This is a genomic window from Paenarthrobacter sp. 10N417, from assembly GCF_056394745.1.
This window is the reverse complement of record NZ_JBFTIL010000006.1, coordinates 114,286-135,565: the sequence shown is the minus strand read 5'-3', so window position 1 is coordinate 135,565 and position 21,280 is coordinate 114,286. Positions and strand designations below refer to the sequence as shown.

Annotated in this window: 18 protein-coding genes and 1 tRNA gene; 4 read left to right on the top strand and 15 right to left on the bottom strand. The window is 63.0% G+C overall.

Annotated elements, in window-relative coordinates; translation table 11 throughout:
* Positions 1–8 precede the first annotated feature (8 nt).
* The 11 genes from AC1DCM_RS09535 to AC1DCM_RS09485 form a co-directional block, all read right to left on the bottom strand.
* Positions 9–926, bottom strand: coding sequence for a sugar phosphate isomerase/epimerase family protein (locus tag AC1DCM_RS09535; RefSeq protein ID WP_442018316.1), 918 nt, complete (start codon positions 924–926; stop codon positions 9–11).
* 24 nt (positions 927–950) lie between these two features.
* A complete protein-coding gene (locus tag AC1DCM_RS09530; protein WP_442018317.1) occupies positions 951–2,462 on the bottom strand; it encodes a CoA-acylating methylmalonate-semialdehyde dehydrogenase in 1,512 nt (503 codons plus the stop codon).
* Between the two features lie 66 nt (positions 2,463–2,528).
* Positions 2,529–4,454: a 3D-(3,5/4)-trihydroxycyclohexane-1,2-dione acylhydrolase (decyclizing) gene (gene iolD, locus AC1DCM_RS09525; protein WP_477518140.1), complete on the bottom strand. Its 1,926-nt coding sequence runs from the start codon at positions 4,452–4,454 to the stop codon at positions 2,529–2,531.
* A 40-nt stretch (positions 4,455–4,494) separates the two neighbouring features.
* Entirely contained in the window at positions 4,495–5,460 is a 966-nt protein-coding gene (locus AC1DCM_RS09520) for a Cgl0159 family (beta/alpha)8-fold protein (protein ID WP_477518098.1), read from the bottom strand.
* Complete coding sequence (iolC, locus tag AC1DCM_RS09515) at positions 5,457–6,491, bottom strand: 5-dehydro-2-deoxygluconokinase (protein WP_477518097.1); 1,035 nt, start codon at positions 6,489–6,491, stop codon at positions 5,457–5,459. The genes AC1DCM_RS09520 and iolC overlap by 4 nt, the downstream gene beginning before the upstream one ends.
* Before the next feature lie 162 nt (positions 6,492–6,653).
* The gene (locus AC1DCM_RS09510; protein WP_477518096.1) at positions 6,654–7,058 is read right to left on the bottom strand and encodes a tautomerase family protein; all 405 of its coding nucleotides are present in this window, start codon (positions 7,056–7,058) and stop codon (positions 6,654–6,656) included.
* Positions 7,059–7,272: 214 nt separating this feature from the next.
* Entirely contained in the window at positions 7,273–8,175 is a 903-nt protein-coding gene (gene sucD, locus AC1DCM_RS09505) for a succinate--CoA ligase subunit alpha (RefSeq protein ID WP_442005960.1), read from the bottom strand.
* A gap of 12 nt (positions 8,176–8,187) precedes the next feature.
* On the bottom strand, positions 8,188–9,357 hold the full coding sequence (gene sucC, locus AC1DCM_RS09500) for an ADP-forming succinate--CoA ligase subunit beta (protein WP_224093741.1): 1,170 nt from the start codon (positions 9,355–9,357) through the stop codon (positions 8,188–8,190).
* Positions 9,358–9,622: 265 nt separating this feature from the next.
* On the bottom strand, positions 9,623–10,312 hold the full coding sequence (locus AC1DCM_RS09495) for a hypothetical protein (protein WP_477518095.1): 690 nt from the start codon (positions 10,310–10,312) through the stop codon (positions 9,623–9,625).
* 23 nt (positions 10,313–10,335) lie between these two features.
* Complete coding sequence (gene pcrA / locus AC1DCM_RS09490; protein ID WP_477518094.1) at positions 10,336–12,888, bottom strand: DNA helicase PcrA; 2,553 nt, start codon at positions 12,886–12,888, stop codon at positions 10,336–10,338.
* Between the two features lie 76 nt (positions 12,889–12,964).
* Positions 12,965–13,807 carry an inositol monophosphatase family protein gene (locus tag AC1DCM_RS09485; RefSeq protein WP_477518093.1) on the bottom strand — a complete coding sequence of 281 codons (843 nt, stop codon included), beginning with the start codon at positions 13,805–13,807 and terminating at the stop codon, positions 12,965–12,967.
* Between the two features lie 33 nt (positions 13,808–13,840).
* Between AC1DCM_RS09485 and AC1DCM_RS09480 the strand changes: the two genes are divergently transcribed.
* The gene (locus AC1DCM_RS09480) at positions 13,841–14,467 is read left to right on the top strand and encodes a hypothetical protein (RefSeq protein WP_477518092.1); all 627 of its coding nucleotides are present in this window, start codon (positions 13,841–13,843) and stop codon (positions 14,465–14,467) included.
* Here the strand turns inward: AC1DCM_RS09480 and AC1DCM_RS09475 are convergent.
* Both AC1DCM_RS09475 and AC1DCM_RS09470 read right to left on the bottom strand, forming a co-directional pair.
* Positions 14,406–15,230, bottom strand: coding sequence for a DUF998 domain-containing protein (locus AC1DCM_RS09475; RefSeq protein WP_477518091.1), 825 nt, complete (start codon positions 15,228–15,230; stop codon positions 14,406–14,408). The genes AC1DCM_RS09480 and AC1DCM_RS09475 overlap by 62 nt on opposite strands.
* Before the next feature lie 516 nt (positions 15,231–15,746).
* Positions 15,747–16,538: a DUF998 domain-containing protein gene (locus AC1DCM_RS09470; RefSeq protein ID WP_477518090.1), complete on the bottom strand. Its 792-nt coding sequence runs from the start codon at positions 16,536–16,538 to the stop codon at positions 15,747–15,749.
* A 107-nt stretch (positions 16,539–16,645) separates the two neighbouring features.
* On the opposite strand from AC1DCM_RS09470, the gene AC1DCM_RS09465 reads away from it, so the two are divergent.
* From AC1DCM_RS09465 to AC1DCM_RS09455, 3 genes are all read left to right on the top strand, one after another.
* Positions 16,646–16,718 (top strand) — tRNA-Arg (locus AC1DCM_RS09465).
* Between the two features lies 1 nt (position 16,719).
* Positions 16,720–17,205 (top strand): DUF6314 family protein, encoded by a 486-nt coding sequence (locus AC1DCM_RS09460; RefSeq protein ID WP_477518089.1) that lies wholly within the window; start codon positions 16,720–16,722, stop codon positions 17,203–17,205.
* Complete coding sequence (locus AC1DCM_RS09455; protein WP_442005952.1) at positions 17,192–17,599, top strand: NUDIX hydrolase; 408 nt, start codon at positions 17,192–17,194, stop codon at positions 17,597–17,599. Before AC1DCM_RS09460 ends, AC1DCM_RS09455 begins: the two co-directional genes overlap by 14 nt.
* Positions 17,600–17,663: 64 nt before the next feature.
* On the opposite strand, the gene AC1DCM_RS09450 is transcribed toward AC1DCM_RS09455, so the two are convergent.
* A complete protein-coding gene (locus AC1DCM_RS09450; RefSeq protein ID WP_477518088.1) occupies positions 17,664–19,577 on the bottom strand; it encodes an ABC transporter ATP-binding protein in 1,914 nt (637 codons plus the stop codon).
* Between the two features lie 2 nt (positions 19,578–19,579).
* Complete coding sequence (locus AC1DCM_RS09445; protein ID WP_477518087.1) at positions 19,580–21,241, bottom strand: ABC-F family ATP-binding cassette domain-containing protein; 1,662 nt, start codon at positions 21,239–21,241, stop codon at positions 19,580–19,582.
* Positions 21,242–21,280: the final 39 nt, after the last annotated feature.

Here is a 21,280-nt window from a genome sequence, read left to right as displayed (position 1 = left end):
TGCGGGAGTTACTGGACCCGCGTGCGGGAGCCGCAGGAGAGAAGGTAACTGCGGGTTCGCTTGGCGATGGGCATCGGCACATCGAACGCTACCGGGTACATGTCCTGCTCCACGATGCCAAAGATCGGCCGGTTGAGGCCTTCCACGGCTTCGATCACGGCGCGCAGGTCCGGTAGGCCGCTGGGCGGTTCGGTCATGACGCCGGCCAGGTTCGCCGCAGCCCAAGTCATGTTCTTCTCGTTGACCTCGGCCAGGATCTCCGGGTTGATCTGCTTGAGGTGCAGGTAGCCGATGCGGTCCGGGTAATTCTTGATGAGCTCCAGGCTGGAAGCGCCACAGTATTCTGCGTGGCCCGTGTCCAGGCAAAGGTTCAGGTACTGCGGATCCGTTGCGGCTAAGAGGGTTTCGATGTCCTGCTGCGCGCCAACGTGGGAGTCCGCGTGGGAGTGGAACTGCTGGTGCAGGCCAAAGTCCTCCAACAGGACCTTGCCCATCCGGTTGTGGCCGGCGAAGAGATCAGCCCACTGTTCGTCGGTCAGTTCGCCATTCTCCACGGCCTCGCCCGTGACGTCGTCCCGCCACATCGCGGGGATAACCACAATGTGTTCGCCACCCATGGCCGCAGTCAGTTCGGCCACCTTACGGGCCGGCTCCCAGGCTTCGTCGTACTGCTTGGCACCACGGTGGAATGCCGTGAACACCGTTCCGGCAGTGACTTTGAGGTCGCGCTGCTTGAGCTCTTCAGCCAGACGGGTGGGGTCGTTGGGCAGGTAGCCGTAGGGACCCAGTTCAATCCATTTGTAACCGGATTCAGCAACCTCATCCAGGAACCGTTCCCACGGAGTCTGCTGGGGGTCATCGGCAAACCACACGCCCCAGGAGTCGGGGGCGGTGCCGATGATGAGCTTGTTCTCGACGTCAGTCATGACAGCGGTGTCTTTCTAGGAAGGTTAGTTGGAGGGGAAGTTGTAGGAGGCGCCGGAGGCGTGGGTGGGTTCGGGCCAGCGGGAGGTGATGACTTTGCCGCGGGTGTAGAAGGACACGCCTTCGGGGCCGTAGATGTGTTTGTCGCCGAAGAGGGAGTTCTTCCACCCGCCGAAGGAGTGGTAGGCCACGGGGACGGGCAGGGGCACGTTGATGCCGACCATGCCCACGGTCACGGAGCGCTGGAATTTACGGGCTGCGGCGCCGGAGGAGGTGAAGATCGCGGTGCCGTTGCCGTAGGGGTTGGCGTTGATCAGCGCGATGCCTTCTTCGAGGTCCGCGACGCGGACCACGACCAGGACGGGGCCGAAGATTTCCTCGGTGTAGGCAGTCATTTCGGTTTTGACGTGGTCGATCACGGTCGGCCCTACCCAGAACCCTTCTTCGTGGCCCGGGACCACCAGGTCCCGGCCGTCCACGACCATGGCCGCGCCGGCGGTTTCGGCTTCCGTGACGATCCTGACGATGCGTTCCTTGGAGGCGGGGGTGATGACCGGGCCCATGTCGGCGTCGGGTTCGGTGCCGTTGGCGACCTTGATGGTCAGGGCACGCTCTTCGACTTTCTTCACGATCAAATCCGCGGCGTCCCCGACGGCGACGGCGACGGAGATCGCCATGCACCGTTCCCCGGCGGAGCCGAAAGCGGCGGCTGCAAGGTGGTCCGCGGCGTTGTCCAGGTCCGCGTCGGGCATCACGATCGCGTGGTTCTTCGCCCCGCCCAACGCCTGGACTCGCTTGCCGTGCTTCGTGGCGGTCTCATGCACGTACTGCGCGATCGGGGTCGAGCCAACAAAGGAGATGCCGTCCACGTCCGGGTGGGTCAGGAGCCCGTCGACGGTTTCCTTCCCGCCGTGGACGACCTGGAATACGCCATCGGGCAGCCCGGCCTGCTTCCACAGGCGGGCGAGGAGCATCGGGGCGGACGGGTCACGCTCGGAGGGCTTGAGGATGAACGCGTTGCCCGTGGCGATCGCCATCGGAGCCATCCACAACGGCACCATCACCGGGAAGTTGAACGGGGTAATGCCGGCAACCACGCCCAGAGGCTCACGGAAGGAGAACACGTCGATGCCGGTGGAGACCTGGTCCGAGTAGTCGCCCTTGAGCAACTGTGGGATGCCGCAGGCGAATTCGATGACTTCCAGGCCCCGGCCGATCTCGCCCTTCGCATCCGAGAGGACCTTGCCGTGCTCGGCCGTGATCAGCTCGGCGAGGTCGTCCACGTGCGCGGCGACCAGCTCACGGAACTTGAACAACACGCCGGTGCGTTTGGCCAGGGAAATATCGCCCCAGGACTCGGCAGCTTTCTTCGCCGCGGCCACCGCAGTGTTCAGGTCAGCCTCGTTGGCCAGGCGCAACTCGGCGCTGACCTGCCCCGTTGCCGGGTTATATACGGGCTGGGTGCGGTCGCCGTCGCCTGCGGTTTCGGCGCCGTTGATGAAGTGGTTAATGGTGGTCAGTGTGGTCGTCGTCGACATGCGGACTTCCTTTGGTCTGTGGCTTTGAAAGCTGTGGCTTTAGAGGCGGGGGCTATGTGTTGGGAATCAGCCGAGCAGCTTGCGCTGGCGGTTCTTGTGCTCGGTGTACGTCGTGTAGGCCTGCTGGGTGGATTCGAGCTCGGAGGTCTGGGAGACGGGAACGTCCCACCAGGATTCGGAGCTGGGCGCGTCCAGCAGAGGATCGGACTCGACGTGGATGACGATCGGGCCGGTTTCCGGGGCTGCCTTGGCTTCCTTGATGGCAGCGCCAAGGGCTTGGATGACGTTCTCGCCTGGTTCGATCCGGATGACCTTGGCGCCGAGGGACTCGGCGTTGGTGGCCAGATCGATCGGCAGGTGCTCACCGGCGTCGAAACTGTGCTGTTCCTTGTCCAGGACCCGGTACTGCGTCCCGAAACGCTGCGAACCGAGCGACTCGGACAGCGAACCGATGGAAGCGTAGCCGTGGTTCTGGATCAGGACCACGATCAGTTTGATGCGTTCGGCGACGGCGGTGACCAGTTCGGTGTGCATCATCAGGTAGGACCCGTCCCCTACCATCACCACGACGTCCCTGTTGGGACCGCCGGCAGCGGCTTCGGCCAGTGCCGCGCGCTTCACGCCCAACCCGCCCGGGATTTCGTAGCCCATGCAGGAGTACGCGTATTCCACGTGGTAGCCGAACGGGTCACGGACGCGCCACATTTTGTGCAGGTCCCCGGGCAGGGAACCCGCCGCGCAGATGACGACGTCCTGGTCATCCATGGCTTTGTTCGTGGCGCCGATGATCTCGTTCTGCGCCGGGAGGGGCGTGAACCGGGTCTCGAACGCTTCGTCCACGATCGCGTTCCAGCGTTTCTTCTCCGCCGCGACCTTTTCTTCAAGATCAGCACCCACACGGTAGCCGCCCAGTGCCTGATTCAGTTTCACCAGGGCCTTGCGGGCGTCAGCGACGACCGGAATGGTGGTGCCGTGCTTGTAGGCATCGATCGGGGCGACGTTGATGTTCACGAAGCGCACGTCCGGGTTCTGGAACGCGGTGCGGGACGCGGTGGTGAAGTCTTCGTAGCGCGTTCCGATCCCGATGATCAGGTCCGCGTCGGCGGCGATGGCGTTGGCCGCCGTCGTGCCCGTGGACCCGATGGCGCCCAGGGAGTGCTTGTGATCCCAAGGCAGGACACCGACTCCGGCCTGCGTGTTCCCCACGGGAATGCCGGTCAGTTCGGCGAACTTGGCGAGTTCCTCGTTGGCGTAGGCGTAGAGCACGCCGCCGCCGGCGATGATCAGGGGGCGCTTCGCGGCACGGATGGCCTCGACGGCGCGGCGAATGTCATCGTGTTCGGCCTCGGGGCGGCGGATCCGCCAGTCACGCTCGGCCAGGAATTCTTCCGGGACGTCGAGGGCTTCGGCTTGTACGTCCTGCGGCAAGGAAATGGTCACCGCTCCGGTCTCGGCCGGGTCCGTCAGGACACGCAGACCGTGGTGGAAGGCCGAGAACAACTGCTCCGGGCGGGACACCCGGTCAAAGAACTTGGACAAGGGACGGAAAGCATCGTTGACCGTGATGTCGTAGGCGTATGGCAGCTCCAACTGCTGCAACACCGGGTCCGCTGCCCTTGTGGCAAAAGTGTCGCTGGGCAGCAGCAGGACCGGCAAACGGTTGGTCGTGGCCAAGGCGGCACCCGTCAGCAGGTTCGAGGAACCCGGACCAATCGAGGTGCTGATCGCGAACGTCTGGCGCCGGCGCGTGTGCCGCGCGTACCCCACGGCCTGGTGCGCCTGGGCCTGCTCATTGCGGCCCTGGTAGTACGGCATGATGGACGGGTCCGCTGCCTGGTACTGCTTCAAAGCCTGGCCAACGCCGGCAACGTTGCCGTGCCCGAAGATACCGAACATGCCCGGGATCAGGCGCTCGCGATAGTCCACCCCGTTGATGGAATCCACCGTGTACTGCTTGGAGAGGAACTCGACCACGGCCTGGGCCACGGTCATCCGACGGGTCACTGTTCCTGTTGAGGTCCGCATGGCGGGGCTACTCCGATACTTTCACTGGAATACGGTCAGACGAGGTGGGCTCCCCCGCAGCTGGCGCCGCCACGGCCGAAGTGCTGTTCAGCAGCGAGGCGGCCGTTGCTACGGCACCTGCCACATCACCATCGTGCGGGTAGAGCAGGGTCCGGCCCACCGTAAGGCCGCGGACGCCCGGCAGCGCGAGGGCGGCCTGCCAACTGGCGAAGACCTCGTCCTGGGAGCTGTCAGGGTCACCGCCCAACAGCACCGTGGGAAGGGTCGTGGAGGCCATGACGCGCTCCATGTCGGCCACCACCGGCAGTTTCATCCAGGTGTAGGCGCTGGTGGAACCCAGGCCCTCGGCGATACCGACGGATTTGATCACGGCGTCCGCGCGAAGATCGTTGCGGACCTTGCCATGGGCGTCACGTACGGACAGGAACGGCTCCACCATGGCGATGAGCTTGCGTTCGGCCAATGAATCGATGGCTTTGGCGGTCGCCTCGAGCGTGGCCACGGTGTCCGGGTCGCCGAGGCAGATCCGCGTAAGCATCTTCCCACCATCGGCACCGAGTGCCTGCAACGCGGCGGCTGTGTGGCCGGTGAACCGGTCATCGAACTCATTGACCAGACCAGCCAGGCCACCGCGGTTCATGGAGCCGAAGACGAGTTTGCCGTCCAAAGCACCCAGCAGCAGCAGGTCATCCATGATGTCCGGGGAGGCGAGGATGCCATCCACGGCAGGGTTCGCCAGGGCGATCTGCAATCGGTCCAGCAGGTCCCGGCGATCGGCCATCGCCATCGGCTCGGGCCCGACCGAGAGGGCGCCACGGGCCGGGTGGTCCGCCGCAACAATGAAATTCTGGACGCCGTGCTTCAAGCCCGGGTGGCGACGCCGGGTGGCAGCCGCGCGTGCGACGGCCTCCGGGTCCTCCAGCCTGATACGGCTCAAGTGCTCATACCGGCGGGGATCGTCATTCAGGCTCAACGGACTGCTCCTTCTGCGAACGTGGGTGCTGCAGGCGCAGGGGCCGCGGCGGGGGAAGCTCCCGGGATCCGCCGTCCGCGTTCAGCGAGCAGCGAGGTGACCTCATCCGGCGTCGGCATCGCATCCGCGCAGGAAAGCCGCGAGGCGACGATTGCACCGGAAGCGTTGGCGTAATCCAGGACCTCGGACAGCGGCCAACCGGACAGCAGTCCATGGCAGAAAGCCCCGCCGAAGGAATCACCCGCGCCCAGGCCGTTGACGGTTTCCACCGGTACAGGGGCCGAGACAACACGCTCAGTGCGGGTCTTGGCCATCACGCCTTCCGGGCCGAGCTTCACCACCGCGATCTCGACGCCGGCGGCGAGCAGGCGGTCCGCCTGTTCGTCCGGCGTCCCCTCTCCTACCGCGACGGCGCATTCTTTGTCGTTGCCGATCGCGACTGTGACGTGCGGGAGGATTTTAGCGACTTCCGCGCGGGCTTCCTCTTCCGAATCCCAGAACATCGGCCGGTAATCCAGGTCCAGGATGGTGAACTGGCCTTCCTTCAGACCAGTCCGGGGCCGGGCTTCGTGGGCGGCGAGGTGAGCACTGCGGCTCGGTTCCTGGCACAGGCCAGTCACCGTGGACCAGAAAATGCCCGCGTCCTTGATGGCCTCAAGATCGAGTTCTTCGGCTTTGATCTGCAGGTCCGGCGCCGTAGGGAAACGTCCGTAGAAGTACAACGGGAAATCCTCAGGCGGCTTGATGGCACAGAAAGTCACCGCCGTCGGGTACTCCTTCACCGGGGAGACAAATGAATCGTCAACATTGAACTTGTGCAGTTCCCGGTGCAGATACTTTCCGAATGCGTCGTCGCCCGTGCGGGTAATGACACCGGAGCGGCGGCCGTGGCGCGCAGCAGCGACGGCCACATTGGAGGGCGAACCTCCCAAATACTTGCCGAAGGACGTTACGTCCTCCAGGTCCACTCCGATGTCGTTCGGGTAGATATCAACGCTGATGCGCCCGATTGTAAGCAGTTCGTGGGTCACGATGATCGTTGACCTTTCTCTTGTGAACTCTGAACCTTTGAGCGCTGGGCCCCAATGCCTTGCCACCCCTCAGTGAGCGGGGCCACATGACTACTTTGCCCCAGATTTCATGTCCTGTCAAAGGTTTGTACTGACATATTTACAACATGACACGGACTACATCTACTTGCGCGGGATGGCCAATTCTCCCGTGACATATTGACTGCGCCCGAAGCCGAAAGACCAGTCGCCGGCCGAGTTTTCCATGTAGCCAATGAAGACATCCTCGCCCTTGATGCCAAGCTCGCCGAGCCCTTCGGCAATAGCCTCGAAGAGCGAACTCTTGGCCATCTGGGTTCGTCCGCCCTGCGTAAAGATCTGGATCATCACTACGTCGTCGCTCCGCTCAAAGCCCAGTCCGGCATCCTGGGCCACGCTCCGTCCCCGCGGGTGTTCAGTGAGGATGTGAAAGTAGTCGCGCTCGGGGATTTCATACTCAGTCACGATTGCATCGTGAATGGCGCGGCTGATGGAGGCCAGTTCCTCCGTCGACCGGCCCTGATTGACGTCGATTCTTACAAGTGGCATCCGAGTCTCCTTCGAAGTAGTTTGTCCTGACATACTAACAAAGAAAGATGACGAAGGTACAGAGGGTTCGCGTTAAAGCACGACGGCGGCCCCGCACCTTCCGTTTGAAAAAGGTGCGGGACCGCCGTCGTGCTTTAAAGAGCAACGCGGGGTCACTTTGAGCCCATTCCACACTCGGGAATGGGCCAAAAGTGACCCCGCGTTGCTTTGGGAACTAGAGCGTTGCGAAAACCTCGCGCAGCAGCTTAGCGGTTTCGGACGGCGTCTTGCCGACCTTCACGCCTGCAGCTTCGAGAGCTTCCTTCTTGGCCTGCGCGGTTCCTGCGGAGCCGGAGACGATGGCGCCTGCGTGGCCCATGGTCTTGCCCTCAGGTGCCGTGAAGCCTGCAACGTAGCCGACAACCGGCTTGGTGACGTTGGCCTTGATGAAGTCAGCAGCGCGCTCTTCAGCGTCGCCACCGATTTCGCCGATCATGACGATCGCCTTGGTCTCCGGGTCAGCCTCGAACGCAGCGAGGGCGTCGATGTGCGTGGTGCCAATGATGGGGTCGCCACCAATGCCGATGGCGGTGGAGAAGCCGAGGTCGCGGAGTTCGTACATCATCTGGTAGGTCAGGGTACCGGACTTGGACACGAGGCCGATGGGGCCCTTGCCCGTGATGTTCGCCGGGGTGATGCCAACCAGGGCTTCGCCCGGGGTGATGATGCCGGGGCAGTTCGGCCCGATGATGCGGGTGACCTGGTTGCCGTCGGCGTCAACCTTGGACTGGGCGAGTGCCCAGAATTCGGCCGAGTCCTGAACCGGAACGCCTTCAGTGATGACTACAACGAGGCCGATGCCGGCTTCGATGGCTTCAACCACTGCATCCTTGGTGAATGCCGGCGGAACGAAGACGATGGAGACGTCTGCGCCGGTTTCAGCGATGGCTTCCTTGACGGTGCCAAAGACGGTGATTTCCTTGTCGCCGTGCAGGACCGTGGTGCCGGCCTTGCGGGCGTTGACGCCACCAACAATGTTGGTGCCGGCCTTGAGCATCAGTGCGGTGTGCTTGGTGCCTTCACCGCCGGTGATGCCCTGAACGATGACCTTGGAGTCTTTGTTGAGGTAGATAGACATTGTCGCGTCCCTTTACTTAGCTGCGTTGGCGAGCTCGGCGGCCTTGTCGGCGCCCTCGTCCATGGTGGCGGCCAGAGTAACCAGCGGGTGGTTGGCCTCGGTCAGGATGCGGCGGCCTTCCTCGACGTTGTTGCCATCGAGGCGAACGACCAGCGGCTTGTTCGCAGCGGATCCAAGCTCAGCAAGTGCACCCACGATGCCCTTTGCCACAGCGTCACAAGCGGTGATGCCACCGAAGACGTTCACGAACACGCTCTTGACCTGGGAGTCGCCCAGGATGACGTCCAGGCCGTTGGCCATGACCTCGGCGGAAGCTCCACCACCGATGTCCAGGAAGTTGGCGGGCTTGACGTTGCCGTGGTTTTCACCAGCGTAAGCAACGACGTCCAGGGTGGACATCACAAGACCGGCGCCGTTGCCGATGATGCCTACTTCGCCGTCCAGCTTGACGTAGTTGAGGTCCTGAGCCTTTGCCTTGGCCTCGAGCGGGTCAGCCGATTCCTTGTCCTCGAGCAGTGCGTGGTGCACGTGGCGGAAATCGGCGTTTTCGTCGAGAGTGACCTTGCCGTCGAGGGCAATGATGTCGCCCGCGCCGGTGCGGACCAGAGGGTTGACCTCAACCAGGGTTGCGTCTTCCTTCTTGAAAACGTCCCAGAGCTTCAGAATGACGTCGGCCACTTTGCCGCGCAGTTCTTCAGCGAAGCCTGCAGCTGCGACGATCTCGTCAGCCTTGGCCTGGTCAATGCCCACAGCGGGGTCGATGGCGATCTTGGCCAGGGCCTCGGGACGCTCAACAGCCAGCTGCTCAATTTCCATGCCGCCTTCAACCGAGCACATGGCCAGGTAGTTGCGGTTTGCGCGGTCCAGGAGGACCGAGAAGTAGAATTCCTCGGCGATGTCCGCACCCTGGGCGATCATCACCTTGTTGACGGTGTGGCCCTTGATGTCCATGCCCAGGATGTTGGTGGAGTGCTCAAGCGCCTCTTCGGCAGTCTTGGCAACCTTGACGCCGCCAGCCTTGCCGCGGCCACCAACCTTAACCTGTGCCTTTACGACAGTAACGCCGCCGATCTTCTCGGCAGCTGCCTTTGCTTCTTCAGGAGTGTGCGCCACGATGCCGGCGAGCACGGGTACACCGTGCGCTTCGAACATATCGCGCGCCTGATATTCAAACAGGTCCACGGTTTAGTGTCCTTCTACGTCGAAGTAGTTTTCTGTTCAGCCGGGAACCGCGATGACCGCGATAGCCAGCTGCGGAAAGTACGCGGTAAACAACCGGGATTGAAGCCGGTCACATTGCGTAAGGTCCTCTCGGAACTTTAGCCCTTTGAGGAGTCCCGCCAGCTACACACTACCTGTTAAGTGAGTAACCTTACACTTCTATCGGCTGTAGAAAACCCGCAGAATGACGCGGTTTTTTGGCCGCTCATCGTCTGTTCGACGGCGATCACGACGCCGGTTTCAGGTTCCCGCGGACCGTTTTGCCGCCGTCGGAAATTAGCTGGTAGCCCTCCCGGCTGACAAAGAACGCCACGCCACCGGAGACATTTCCGCAGGCTACGCCGTCGTTATAGGCCGAGCACCGAAGGCCGTTGCGCTCGATGTTCTGCCCGTCGGCCAGCTCGCGCAGCTTGGAAATGGGGCCGCTCCGGCTACCTTTGGGCCCGAACTCTGACTCCATTTGTGTTACGCCGGAACGACACGAGCCATAGACGGCCTTATACGGAGAAAGGAGAACCGTGCCGCCGAGATAACCCAGGCCTGTGCCGGCGCAGTCGTCGGCGATGTCATCGATCTCCGGTTTGGCATACTTCGCCAATTCGCAGTGCACCACAGGCACCACGGCAAATTTGTTGTTGGCCGCATCAGAATACGAGTTCGCCTCATACGGCAGGTTGAGGTGCCCGCCCTTGGAGGAGGTCATGGCGCACACGATGTTGCGGTCCGGCGTCACAAACCCGGTGACGCCCTCGCCGGCAGCCAGAGTGGTCTGCCCGGTAACCGGGACCTCCTTGAGCTGTTCCAGCGGAGGCAACGGAGCCGGCGGAACGTAATCAGGGTCCTTGGTGGCGAAGGAGCAGCCCGTGGCAAACACCATGAGCAAGGCGGCAAGAATCCCCAATACAGTCCGTCGCATGCCACCAATTATGCCGTGAGGCGTCAGGCATCCAGTTTGGTCAGGGGCGCGTACCGCAACAGCAGGCGCTTCTCACCGACGTCGAACTTCACCTTGGCGACGGTCTTGTCACCCGAGCCTTCGACCCCCAGCACAACCCCGTTGCCGAAGCTTGTGTGGTTGACCTTGTCCCCCACCACCACTGAAATGACTTCCTTTTGCGGCTGCACCCTGTTGCGTGCGACGGCGGCCGGGACGTCGGCATCGAATCCGGCGGTTGGGCTGGCGGCAACGCCGCGGGACGTGCCTGCTCCCCAGAAAGAGCCGCCGTAGCGGTTGGAGCCGATGGGAGCACTTCCCCAACCTCCACCTGCCGCTTGCCGGCTCATGCCTTCACGTTTCCAGTCCACCAGTTCGGAGGGGATTTCCTCAAGGAACTGGCTGGCAGGGTTGTACTGGCTTTGGCCCCACATGCTGCGGACCTCTGAGCGCGTGACATAGAGCCGTTTGCGTGCACGGGTAAGTCCCACGTAGGCCAGGCGGCGTTCTTCGGCCAGTTCCTTGGGGTCCGTGGCCGAGCGCTGATGCGGGAAGATACCGTGTTCCATGCCGGTCAGGAAGACCACCGGGAACTCCAGGCCCTTGGCGGTGTGCAACGTCATGAGCGTGACAACGCCCATGCGCTTGGCTTCGGCCACTGCAGCGTCAATGTCTCCGCCGGGAGCATCAGGAATTTGATCAGCGTCAGCCACAAGGGAAACCTGCTCCAAGAACTCGCCCAGCGAACCGTCCGGGTTGTCGCGTTCATACTCACGGACTACGGCCACCAATTCGGCGAGGTTTTCCACGCGGGACTCGTCCTGAGGATCGTTGCTGGCGCGCAGACCCTCGAGATATCCGGTCTGCTCAAGCACGGCCTCCAGGGCAGCGGAAGCACCGGATCCGGAAGCCACTTCAGCGAGGTCATCCAGCAGCTTCACAAAGCCGAGGACTGCGTTCACAGAACGCGTTGCCATCCCTGGCGCCTGGTCAGCACGGCGGGCCGCGGTCATGAAGGACGTCCGCTCGCGTTCAGCCAAGGCAGCGACTGCACCCTCGGCACGGTCGCCGATCCCCCGCTTTGGTTCGTTCAGGACACGGCGGAGGTTGACGTCGTCGTCGGGGTTTACCAGGACGCGCAGGTACGCCAGGGCGTCTTTGATTTCCTTGCGTTCATAGAACCGCGTGCCGCCCACCACTTTGTACGGCAGGCCCACCCGCACCAGCACGTCTTCAATGGACCGTGACTGGGCGTTGGTGCGATAGAAAATGGCGACGTCGCCGGGACGCAGCCCTTCCTCGTCCTGAAGCCGGTCGATTTCCTTGGCGATGAACTGGGCTTCGTCGTGCTCGTTTTCTCCTACGTAGCCGACGATCTTCTCGCCATCTCCCTCTGCCGTCCACAGCCGCTTTTCCTGGCGGTTGGGGTTCCGGGAAATCACGGAGTTGGCGGCGGTGAGGATGTTCTGCGTGGAACGGTAGTTTTGCTCAAGCTTGATGGTGCGCGCATTGGGGTAATCGGCTTCAAACTCCACGATGTTGCGGATGTCCGCGCCACGGAAAGCGTAGATGGACTGATCGGAGTCTCCGACCACCGTGAGTTCGCTGGGCTCGACGTCGGTATCAGTGCCAAGGCCAACGATTTCCCTGACCAGCGCGTACTGGGCGTGGTTAGTGTCCTGGTACTCGTCCACCAGCACGTGCCGGAACCGGCGCCGGTAGGACTCCGCGAGCGCGGGGAACGCCCGGAACATGTAGACGGTCTCCGCGATCAAGTCATCGAAATCCATGGCATTGGCTTGGCGAAGACGCTGGGTGTAGCCCTTGAAGACCTCCGCCACCGCTTGTTGGAAGGGGTCATTGTGGTTTGCCGAGGAGACGTAGGAGTCGGCGTCGATTAGCTCGTTCTTGAGCGCAGAGATCTTGTGCTGGATGGCCTTGGGCGGGAACTTCTTGGGATCCAGATCCAGGTTCTTGGACACAAGAGTGATCAGGCGCAGGGAATCCGCGGAGTCGTAGATGGAGAAGTTCGAGTTCAGGCCCACGTTCGCAGCCTCACGGCGCAGAATGCGCACACAGGAGGAGTGGAACGTGGAGATCCACATGCTCTTGGCCCGGCCACCTACCAGGGCCTCGATACGTTCGCGCATCTCCGCCGCGGCCTTGTTGGTAAAGGTGATGGCCAGGATTTCGCCATGGTGGGCACGCTTTGTGGCAATGAGGTAGGCGATCCGGTTACTCAGCACGCGCGTCTTGCCTGAGCCTGCACCCGCAACGATCAGCAACGGACTGCCGGCGTGCTTCACGGCTTCTTCCTGCTGGGGGTTCAAGCCCTGGAGGAGGGCGTCGGCGGACGGAAGCCTCCCGGCCTCTTGGTTGCCCCAACCACCGGAAGCAGGGGTTTCGTTGGTACCGCTGCTGGACCCACCACTGCCCTCACCGAACCGGGCGCGGGAAGCGCCGCCGCCCGCGTGCGAAAGCTCCGGGGCAGCCTTGATTGCGGCTTTGGAGCCTGCGTTGAAGGGGCCGTCTGCGTAGGGGTCGAACAACATATCCATGGTGACTACCAGTCTAGGCGGTGCCTCTGACACTCAAGGGCCACCCCAAAGAGAGCACCGCCCAGGTCGCCAATAACTAGGCAAACTGGGGAACAGAGGTGAGGGCAGCGCCCAACTCACGGACCGCCGTCGGGCCTCCTGCAATGAACCAGTTAAGGCCGTTGACCTGCACGACGGCGGTGTCCCCACCTGCAGCGCGGACGATCGCCTTGCCAGGGAGCCAGTCCCACTCCGGGCAGCTGTGCTGGAACCAGCAGCCGAGCTCGCCATCAGCCACGCGGCCGAGGTCGCACGAGCCGGAACCGAACATCCGCAGCGATGCGGCGGAGACAGCTGCGGCATGCCAAGGCATTGCAGTGCGGGGGTCCGCCAACCAGGTGGGATGGATGTAGGTTGCTGCGCAGATCTGGCCAACAGAGAGGTCTCCGGAACCTGAAATTCGTTCGCCGTTCAGGCTAGCGGGATGCTCGTCGCCGCCTAGCCAGAGCTTGTCCAGTTCGGGCTGGTAGATGGCGCCAAGCAACACGTCCGGATCCGCAACAGGATTGATACGGTCTGAACCGTCGCGTTTGAGGGCAATGGCCGAGCACCAGTAAGTGGAGCCATGCAGGAAGTTGTATGTTCCATCCACCGGATCGATGACCCAGGTCCGGCCACTGGTACCGGCAACAGAGGTGCCCTCTTCGCCAAGGATGCCATCCTCCGGGCGGCAGCGTTGCAACTGTTCCAGGACATACGCCTCGGCCGCATGATCGGCTGCCGTGACGACGTCGGACACTGACGTCTTGCGCGTGCCCTGCAGTCCGCCCATCCGCATGAGCAGCGCCAGTTGGCCTGCCTCGCGGACCAGTGCGCTGGCCAATTGGTAGTCATCAAGTGATGGATCGAGTTCAGTTGCGGTGTGCCTGCCGGTGGTCATGGTCCCAGCTTATGTGGCGGGATAATGAATGACATGGCCAAGACACCAGCGCAGCGCATCAAGAAGCACGGAGCCAAGGCGGTGGTCCCCGATCACACCCTCCCACCCGTGATCAATCCCACCACGCGGCGGACCCCAGAGAAGGCGCAGAGCAATTCCAAGCTCATTGTGATTGCAGGCGTAGTGGCCAGCCTGTTCCTGTTTTGGTACCTGCACTTGCTGACGCTGAACCAGATGACGCAGCTTTCAGGCGGCCTGGCAATGCCGGATTCGCTGATTGGTGGGTTCTCACAGGACTACGTCGCCCAGCTTCGCGCCGCGATGGACGAAGCCGCGCGCGGTCAGTTGAATTACGTCCATAAGACTGCCGGCACGCTCTTTCCGCTGATCTTCGGTTTCAGTTGGCTCCTGCTGATCGGCATCAACGTTGCACGCAAATCGTGGCGCTGGGCAATGTGGGCCGCTCCCTTGCTTTTTGCTGTGGCTCACTTGTGGTCCAACCTCGCCATTGATTCCATGCTGGCTGCGGAAACGCCCGACGCCGGTTCGGTTGCCTTGGCTTCCGCCGTCACCATTGCGTCGTGGGTGCTGTTCCTTATCAGCCTGCTGTGCGGCGTGGCGGCGGTGTTCCTCGGACGGAAGAACGCGAAACAGCCCTGACAGCTTTCCGTTCCCTTGTGACGCGGTGAGCCACTACCAGCCCTACCAAGGACAACCCCAGGATGATCGGATAGGCCATGGTGCGCTCGATGGCGCCGGGCTCCTCGACGCGCAACTGCACCGCAAGCACGTAGATGGTTGTTCCCAGGGATACAACCCCGAACAGCAGAACTATCCATGACATCTGCGTGTGCCCTAGCCATATCAGGCCCAGTATCACCAACGACAGCGGTCCGGCGATGAAGTACAGTCCCGCACCGGTCAGGTGCAGGGCGAGGTCGGTGTCTTCGGGGATCAGGCCAACCATTGCCTGGCCTATGCCCGCCACGAGGATCAGCACCCTGACGGCCCCGGCTGCAAGCCAGGGAAAGGCGTCGGGTGACGCGACGCTTGATGCCGTCCTTGGCCGGATGACCCGGGCGCCCGGCTCAGCTGCCACAGAGAGGACAGCCGAGCTCAAGAGCACTGCGCCGAGCACCATGGCAATTCCCTGAAGCACAAACGAAGCATTCATGAGCCAATTAAGTGGCGAGCACACCTCGTAACCGTTGAACGGACCACAGTGGGCAGCGCCCAGATCACTGATGACGTGGGCACGCCGGTCATAACCTGGATTGCCTTGCCAGACAGCCATCGCAATGGCTTCCACCACGAAATAGTGGATGAGGGTGATCGCGGCCCAACCCCCAATCAGCTCGCGCCGGCTGGCGAGGTCAGGCAGAAGTCCCCGGTCGCCGCCGCGCGGACCAGCCGCCGTCGTCATAGCGTCAGAATAGTCCCGCAGCCCGGCAGGCGCACCCGCTCAGTGATGCGGACCGCTGACTTCGGATGCGCAAGGATGCACGAAGCGGGCGCAATAAAAACGATAGTGTTATACCAGTGGGCCAACCGCCCACCCCTTCGTTAAAACAATTGACCCGCCGGCAAGCGGGTCATTGTTAGGCGCAGGGCGCCTATGTTGTGCGATCAAGGGACTAATCCTTGGTGCCCACACATCAAGACTAGGCCCCCGAGCGGATTTTCTCTAATGCCCTTGCAGAATTTGGGCAAGTGGCATTCGTAGGGTCCGTGATCGCACCTTTCCTACGGGAGGAGGTGTCCGATGACTTCAAAGCGAAAGCGCAAGAAGCCCTGGGGCGCTCTGAACCTTATGGTGAATGTCATCCGACTTTCGGTTGACCTGATCCGCTGGTTCTGGCAAAGCATCCCCTAACCGGGAGCGGTGGCTGTGGCAACCATCCACGGTCACCGTCCCGCTCCTGCTGTCCCCATGCCTGAATCACCGCAGGGCCTTCGCCGCCTTTCGTACCGTGTGCACGCGCTGGGCGATGACCAGGCCGGCAGTTGCCAAGCCAATGGTGACGGGGTAGCCCATCAGCCGTTCCAGTGTTCCGGGCTGCGGCACGTCCATTCCCGTGATCCCGCCAACGATGAGCGCCCCGATACAGAGGGAGCCGCAGGCAGCTATGAACCAGCTCATCGGCGTCTGCCGGAACCAAAGGATGCCCAGCAGAAGCAAGGCGAAGCCGCCGCCGATGAAGAACATCAGTGCGCCGGAAAAATGCCATGGGGAGCCGACGTCTTCGGGCACCAGTCCAACGATGACCGTCCCGAGGCCGGAAACACCTGTCAGTATGCGAATGGCCACAGCCATGATCCATGGCTTGGCCAGGACCCGGGTCCGGGGCTCGTCATCGGCTGTGGCGGTGTGGAAGCGCTGGGCATGCACACCCGGACGCGCTGCCACGCACAAAAGCCCTGCGGTCAGGAACACCGCACCAAGGATCAATGCCAGGCCCTGGACAACAAAAGAGGCGTTCATCAGCACATGCAAAGGGGAGCACACTGCCCGGTCCTCGTAGACGCCGCACGATACTGCGCCCAGGTCGCTGATGAACCCGGTGGCCCTGCTGTACGGTTGCGGACCGGCCCAAGCCTCGATGACAGCAGACTCTGCAACGAAATACTGGACCACGCTCAGTTGGGCCCAGGCGCCGATGTTTGCGCGCGTAGCGCGAACGTCCGGAAGGAACGTGCCGGTGGTTTCCGGTGCTGTCGCATGCCCTCTCATGACCGCCAGCCTAGCCCGGTTCGGGCACTGGCCCGGCAGCTTGTATGCTTGTAGTCGTGTCCGGCCATGGAGCTGTCGTAACGGTACTCCGGGCTATGGACACGCAGGCCCTCGTAGCTCAGTGGATAGAGCACGGCTCTCCTAAAGCCGGTGTCGTTGGTTCGATTCCAATCGAGGGCACTTGAACCAGCAGCAGCCCATCCAGGACTTGCGTGCCTATTTGGCCGGCACGTGGAATGTGGAGCGGACTCTCCTGGACCGGGCCTCCGGCACCCGCGGAACCTTTACCGGCGTCGTGCGTTACACGGAAGAGCCCGACGGCGGCCTTCACTACCGCGAAGACGGAACCATGCACTGGCCCACGCACACTGGCCCGGCGTTCCGCGAATATCTCCTCAAGCTCGGCCCTGCAGCGGATTCCATGGACGTTTTCTTCCCCGATGGCCGGCCATTCCATGTGATGAGTTTTGCGGAGCAAGCCAACCAGGACAAACACTGGTGCGATCCCGACGACTATTACGTGAACTACACCTGGGAGAGCCCGGATGCGTTCAGTTTCACGTGGGATGTCCGCGGTCCGGCCAAGGATCTGCTGCTGGAATCGCATCTGGTCAGAATGAACGCCTTGTCCGAATCAACAGTGGGAGGCAAGCGTGAGCGTTACTGATGTGATCGTGGTCAGCGCCGTGTGCGTTTACAACAAGGAGGGCCAGCTCCTGACCGTCCGCAAGCGCGGCACGGACAAATTCATGCATCCCGGTGGCAAGCCCGAAGCCGGTGAAACCGCGGCAGAAGCTGCAGCCCGGGAATTGCTCGAGGAAGTGGGCATCGAGGTTGCCCCCGAAGACCTCGAACCCCTGGGCGCTTGGCTCGCAGTGGCCGCCAACGAGGCCGCGACCAACATCGAAGCCACGGTCTTCACCGCTCCTGGGACCTGGGAAGCGCACCCTTCGGCCGAGATCGCCGAGATCCGTTGGTTGGACCTCACAGCACCTTTACCCGGGGACCTCGCACCGCTCCTGACGGATCACGTGCTGCCTCTGCTCACCCCACCCAAGTAGCTGGCATTAGTGGTTGTTCTGAGGGCTCAGAACAACCACTAATGCCAGCTAGTTGCGGACAGCGTTAGAGTTCCGGAAGCGCTTCCTCAGCCACCGCCGTGGCTTCCGCGAACTGGGTCCGATACAACTCCGCATAGCGGCCATCGGCAACAAGCAGTTCGGTGTGCGTGCCACGCTCCACGATCCTGCCGTCCTCTACCACCAGGATCACGTCCGCGGCCCGGATCGTGGACAACCTGTGCGCAATCACGACGGCGGTACGCCCCTCGAGCGCTTCCCCCAAGGCCGCCTGGACGGCGGCTTCGTTAGTGGAGTCCAGCGCGGCGGTCGCCTCATCAAGAATGACGACGCGAGGCTGCTTGATGAGCAAACGGGCGATGGTGAGCCGTTGCCTTTCGCCGCCGGAGAGCCGGTACCCGCGCTCGCCAACAACTGTTTCCAGGCCATCCGGGAGAGACCGGATCATGGGTTCCAGGCGTGCACGCCGGAGCACCTCCCACATGTCTTCTTCCGTGGCATCCGGCCGGGCCAGGCGCAGGTTGGATGCAATGGTTTCGTGGAACAGGTGGCCGTCCTGGGTCACCATGCCCAGCGTGTCGCGCAGTGAGTCAAAGCCGAGGTCCCGGACATCCACGCCGGTGCCAGGTCCCTGCCCGCCAAGGCGCACGGTTCCGGAGTCGACGTCGTACAGGCGCGACAACAGTTGGGCCACCGTGGATTTTCCTGCGCCGGAGGAGCCCACCAAGGCGACGGTTTGGCCTGGCTCAACACGGAAGCTGACACCGTGCAGGACTTCCTCGCCGCCGCGCGTGTCCAGGGTGGACACATCTTCCAAGGAGGCAAGGGACACTTTGTCAGCCGACGGGTAGGAGAAGCGGACGTCGTGGAATTCCACGGCGACGGGTCCGGATGGAACGGCTACGGCGTCCGGCTTTTCCGTGATGAGGGGCTGCAGGTCCAGGATCTCGAAGACCCTCTCGAAGCTGACAAGTGCGCTCATAATTTCCACGCGAGCGTTGGAGAGGGCGGTCAGCGGAGCGTAGAGACGGGTCAGGAGGAGGGCCAGGACCACTACGTCGCCAGGTGCCAGTTGGCCACCAAGTGCAAGCCAGCCGCCCAGTCCATAAACGAGGGCCAGGGCCAGGGCCGAGACCAAAGTCAGCGCCGTGACGAAGGTGAACTGCAGCATGGCGGTTCGGATGCCGATGTCACGCACCCGGCCGGCGCGGGCAGCGAACTCCTGGGATTCCTCGTCCGGCCTGCCGAAGAGTTTCACGAGTGTGGCGCCGGGAGCGGAGAACCTTTCGGTCATCTGCGTACCCATGGCAGCGTTATGCGCGGCCGCCTCGCGGCGGAGGTCGGCCAGCTTGGATCCCATACGCCGGGCTGGTACGAGGAAGATTGGCAGCAACACCATGGCCAGGACAGTGACCAGCCAGGACGTGTTGAGCATGACCACCAGGGTCAAGGCAAGCGCCACAACGTTGCTGACCACACCGGACAACGTGCCGGCGAAGGCAGACTGTGCCCCGATGACGTCGTTGTTCAGGCGGCTGACCAGCGCGCCTGTCCGGGTCCGGGTGAAGAAAGCGATGGGCATGCGCTGCACGTGGTCGAACACGCGGGTGCGCAGGTCCACGATGACGCCCTCGCCAATGGTGGAGGACAACCATCGCGTCACCAGGCCAACCCCAGCCTCGCCGACAGCCACAATCGCGATGAGTACGGCCAGCCAGATGACCGTGCCCACATCCGCCTTGGCAATGATGGCGTCAACCACTTGCCCCGCGAGCACTGGCGTGGCGACGGCGAGGAAGGCACCCGCGATCGAGGCAATGACGAAGGCGATGAGCTTGGCCTTGTGCGGCGCGGCAAAGCCCAGCACGCGCTTCAGCGTTTCCTTGGAGAACGGCTGTGAACCGCTCTTGGCTGTGGTGATGTTGTAAAGCGAGCTCCACGCCACGCGGTCCATACTCATGGTTACTTCTCCTGGCCGAGGGTGTGGTGAAGCTCCTGGACACGGCCGTTTTCCAGGTGCCAACGCGAATCGAGCCGAACGTTCTGAAGCAAACGCCGGTCATGGGTGACCAGCAGGAGGGCGCCTTCGTAGCTTTCCAGCGCCTCTTCAAGTTGCTCGATCGCGGGGAGGTCAAGGTGGTTGGTGGGTTCGTCCAGCACCAGCAGGTTCACGCCACGGGCCTGCAGGAGGGCCAGCGCGGCACGGGTCCGTTCTCCCGGGGATAACGAATCGACGGTCCGCGAGGTGTGGTCCGCTTTCAGGCCGAACTTGGCCAGGAGTGTGCGGACGTCCGCGCTATTCCAGTCCACCAGCACGGCTTCGACGGCGTCGCCCAGCTGCCGTCCGCCGTCGAGCAGTCCGCGGGCCTGGTCGATTTCGCCGACGGCGACAGAGGCGCCCATGGAGGCTTCGCCGTCGTCCGGTTTCCGGGTGCCGAGCAGCAAGCGCAGGAGAGTGGATTTGCCGGCGCCGTTGGGCCCGGTGATCCCGATGCGCTCACCGCCGTTGAGCTGGAGGTTGACTGGTCCCAGCGTGAAGTCGCCTTGACGGACCACGACGTCACGAAGGGTTGCGACGACGGCACTTGAGCGGGGCGCCTGGCCGATGCTGAACTGCAGTTGCCATTCCTTGCGCGGTTCCTCCACCTCGGTGAGGCGGGCGATGCGCGACTCCATCTGGCGGACCTTCTGCGCCTGCTTTTCGGAGGACTCGGTGCTCGCGGCCCTGCGGATTTTGTCGTTGTCCGGATTCTTCTTCATCGCATTGCGGACGCCCTGGGAGCTCCACTCGCGCTGGGTCCGTGCGCGGGACACAAGATCGGCCTTGGTGTTGGCAAAATCTTCGTAACGTTCGCGGGCGTGGCGCTTGGCGACCGCACGTTCCTCGAGGAACGCTTCGTAGCCGCCGTCGTAGACAGCCACTGAATTCTGGGCGAGGTCCAGTTCCACAACGGTGGTGACGCAGCGGGCCAGGAACTCACGGTCGTGGGAAACCAGAACCACTCCTCCGCGCAGGCCCTGCACGAAAGCCTCCAGCCGGGCCAGGCCATCAAGGTCCAGATCATTGGTGGGTTCATCAAGAAGGACAACATCGAAGCGGCTGAGCAGCAGTGCACCCAAAGCAACCCGGGCAGCCTGCCCGCCGGAGAGCCCGGTCATGAGGGCATCGGTACCAAGCTCCAGGCCAAGGTCTGCCAGCACGGCCGGAATCCGGTCCTCGAGGTCTGCAGCGCCGGATGCCATCCAGCGGTCAAAGGCCAGGGAGTATGCGTCATCCGTTCCGGGAGCTCCGGAACCGAGGGCTTCGGCAGTAGCTTCCATCTCCGCCGTCGCCTGTGCGCACCCCGTACGACGGGCGATATACGCTGCGATGGTTTCGCCGACGGTACGCTCATGTTCCTGGGGCAGCCAGCCCACAAAGGCGTCCGACGGGGCCAGGTTGACGGTCCCCTCCTGCGGCTGGTCCACGCCGGAAAGGATGCGCAGGAGCGTCGATTTGCCCGCGCCGTTCGCACCCACCACGCCCACCACATCGCCGGGAGCAACGGTGAGGGAAAGCTTTGAAAAGAGCGTGCGGTGGCCGTGACCACCGGCAAGATCCTTGGCCACCAGTGTTGCAGTCATTCTCTATTCCTCTCGCAGCGCCACCACGGCGCTCGCGTC

What these genes read in the sequence shown, in the direction of transcription:
- pcrA (WP_477518094.1), bottom strand. Translation starts at nt 12,888, where the DNA reads ATGGATATGTTGTTCGACCCCTACGCAGACGGCCCCTTCAACGCAGGC.
- AC1DCM_RS09480 (WP_477518092.1), top strand. Translation starts at nt 13,841, where the DNA reads ATGGCCAAGACACCAGCGCAGCGCATCAAGAAGCACGGAGCCAAGGCG.
- AC1DCM_RS09485 (WP_477518093.1), bottom strand. Translation starts at nt 13,807, where the DNA reads ATGACCACCGGCAGGCACACCGCAACTGAACTCGATCCATCACTTGAT.
- AC1DCM_RS09450 (WP_477518088.1), bottom strand. Translation starts at nt 19,577, where the DNA reads ATGAGTATGGACCGCGTGGCGTGGAGCTCGCTTTACAACATCACCACA.
- sucD (WP_442005960.1), bottom strand. Translation starts at nt 8,175, where the DNA reads ATGTCTATCTACCTCAACAAAGACTCCAAGGTCATCGTTCAGGGCATC.
- AC1DCM_RS09510 (WP_477518096.1), bottom strand. Translation starts at nt 7,058, where the DNA reads ATGCCACTTGTAAGAATCGACGTCAATCAGGGCCGGTCGACGGAGGAA.
- iolD (WP_477518140.1), bottom strand. Translation starts at nt 4,454, where the DNA reads ATGACCGTGGCCCAGGCCGTGGTCGAGTTCCTCTCCAAGCAGTACACG.
- AC1DCM_RS09530 (WP_442018317.1), bottom strand. Translation starts at nt 2,462, where the DNA reads ATGTCGACGACGACCACACTGACCACCATTAACCACTTCATCAACGGC.
- AC1DCM_RS09535 (WP_442018316.1), bottom strand. Translation starts at nt 926, where the DNA reads ATGACTGACGTCGAGAACAAGCTCATCATCGGCACCGCCCCCGACTCC.
- AC1DCM_RS09445 (WP_477518087.1), bottom strand. Translation starts at nt 21,241, where the DNA reads ATGACTGCAACACTGGTGGCCAAGGATCTTGCCGGTGGTCACGGCCAC.
- AC1DCM_RS09470 (WP_477518090.1), bottom strand. Translation starts at nt 16,538, where the DNA reads ATGAGAGGGCATGCGACAGCACCGGAAACCACCGGCACGTTCCTTCCG.
- AC1DCM_RS09495 (WP_477518095.1), bottom strand. Translation starts at nt 10,312, where the DNA reads ATGCGACGGACTGTATTGGGGATTCTTGCCGCCTTGCTCATGGTGTTT.
- AC1DCM_RS09475 (WP_477518091.1), bottom strand. Translation starts at nt 15,230, where the DNA reads ATGACGACGGCGGCTGGTCCGCGCGGCGGCGACCGGGGACTTCTGCCT.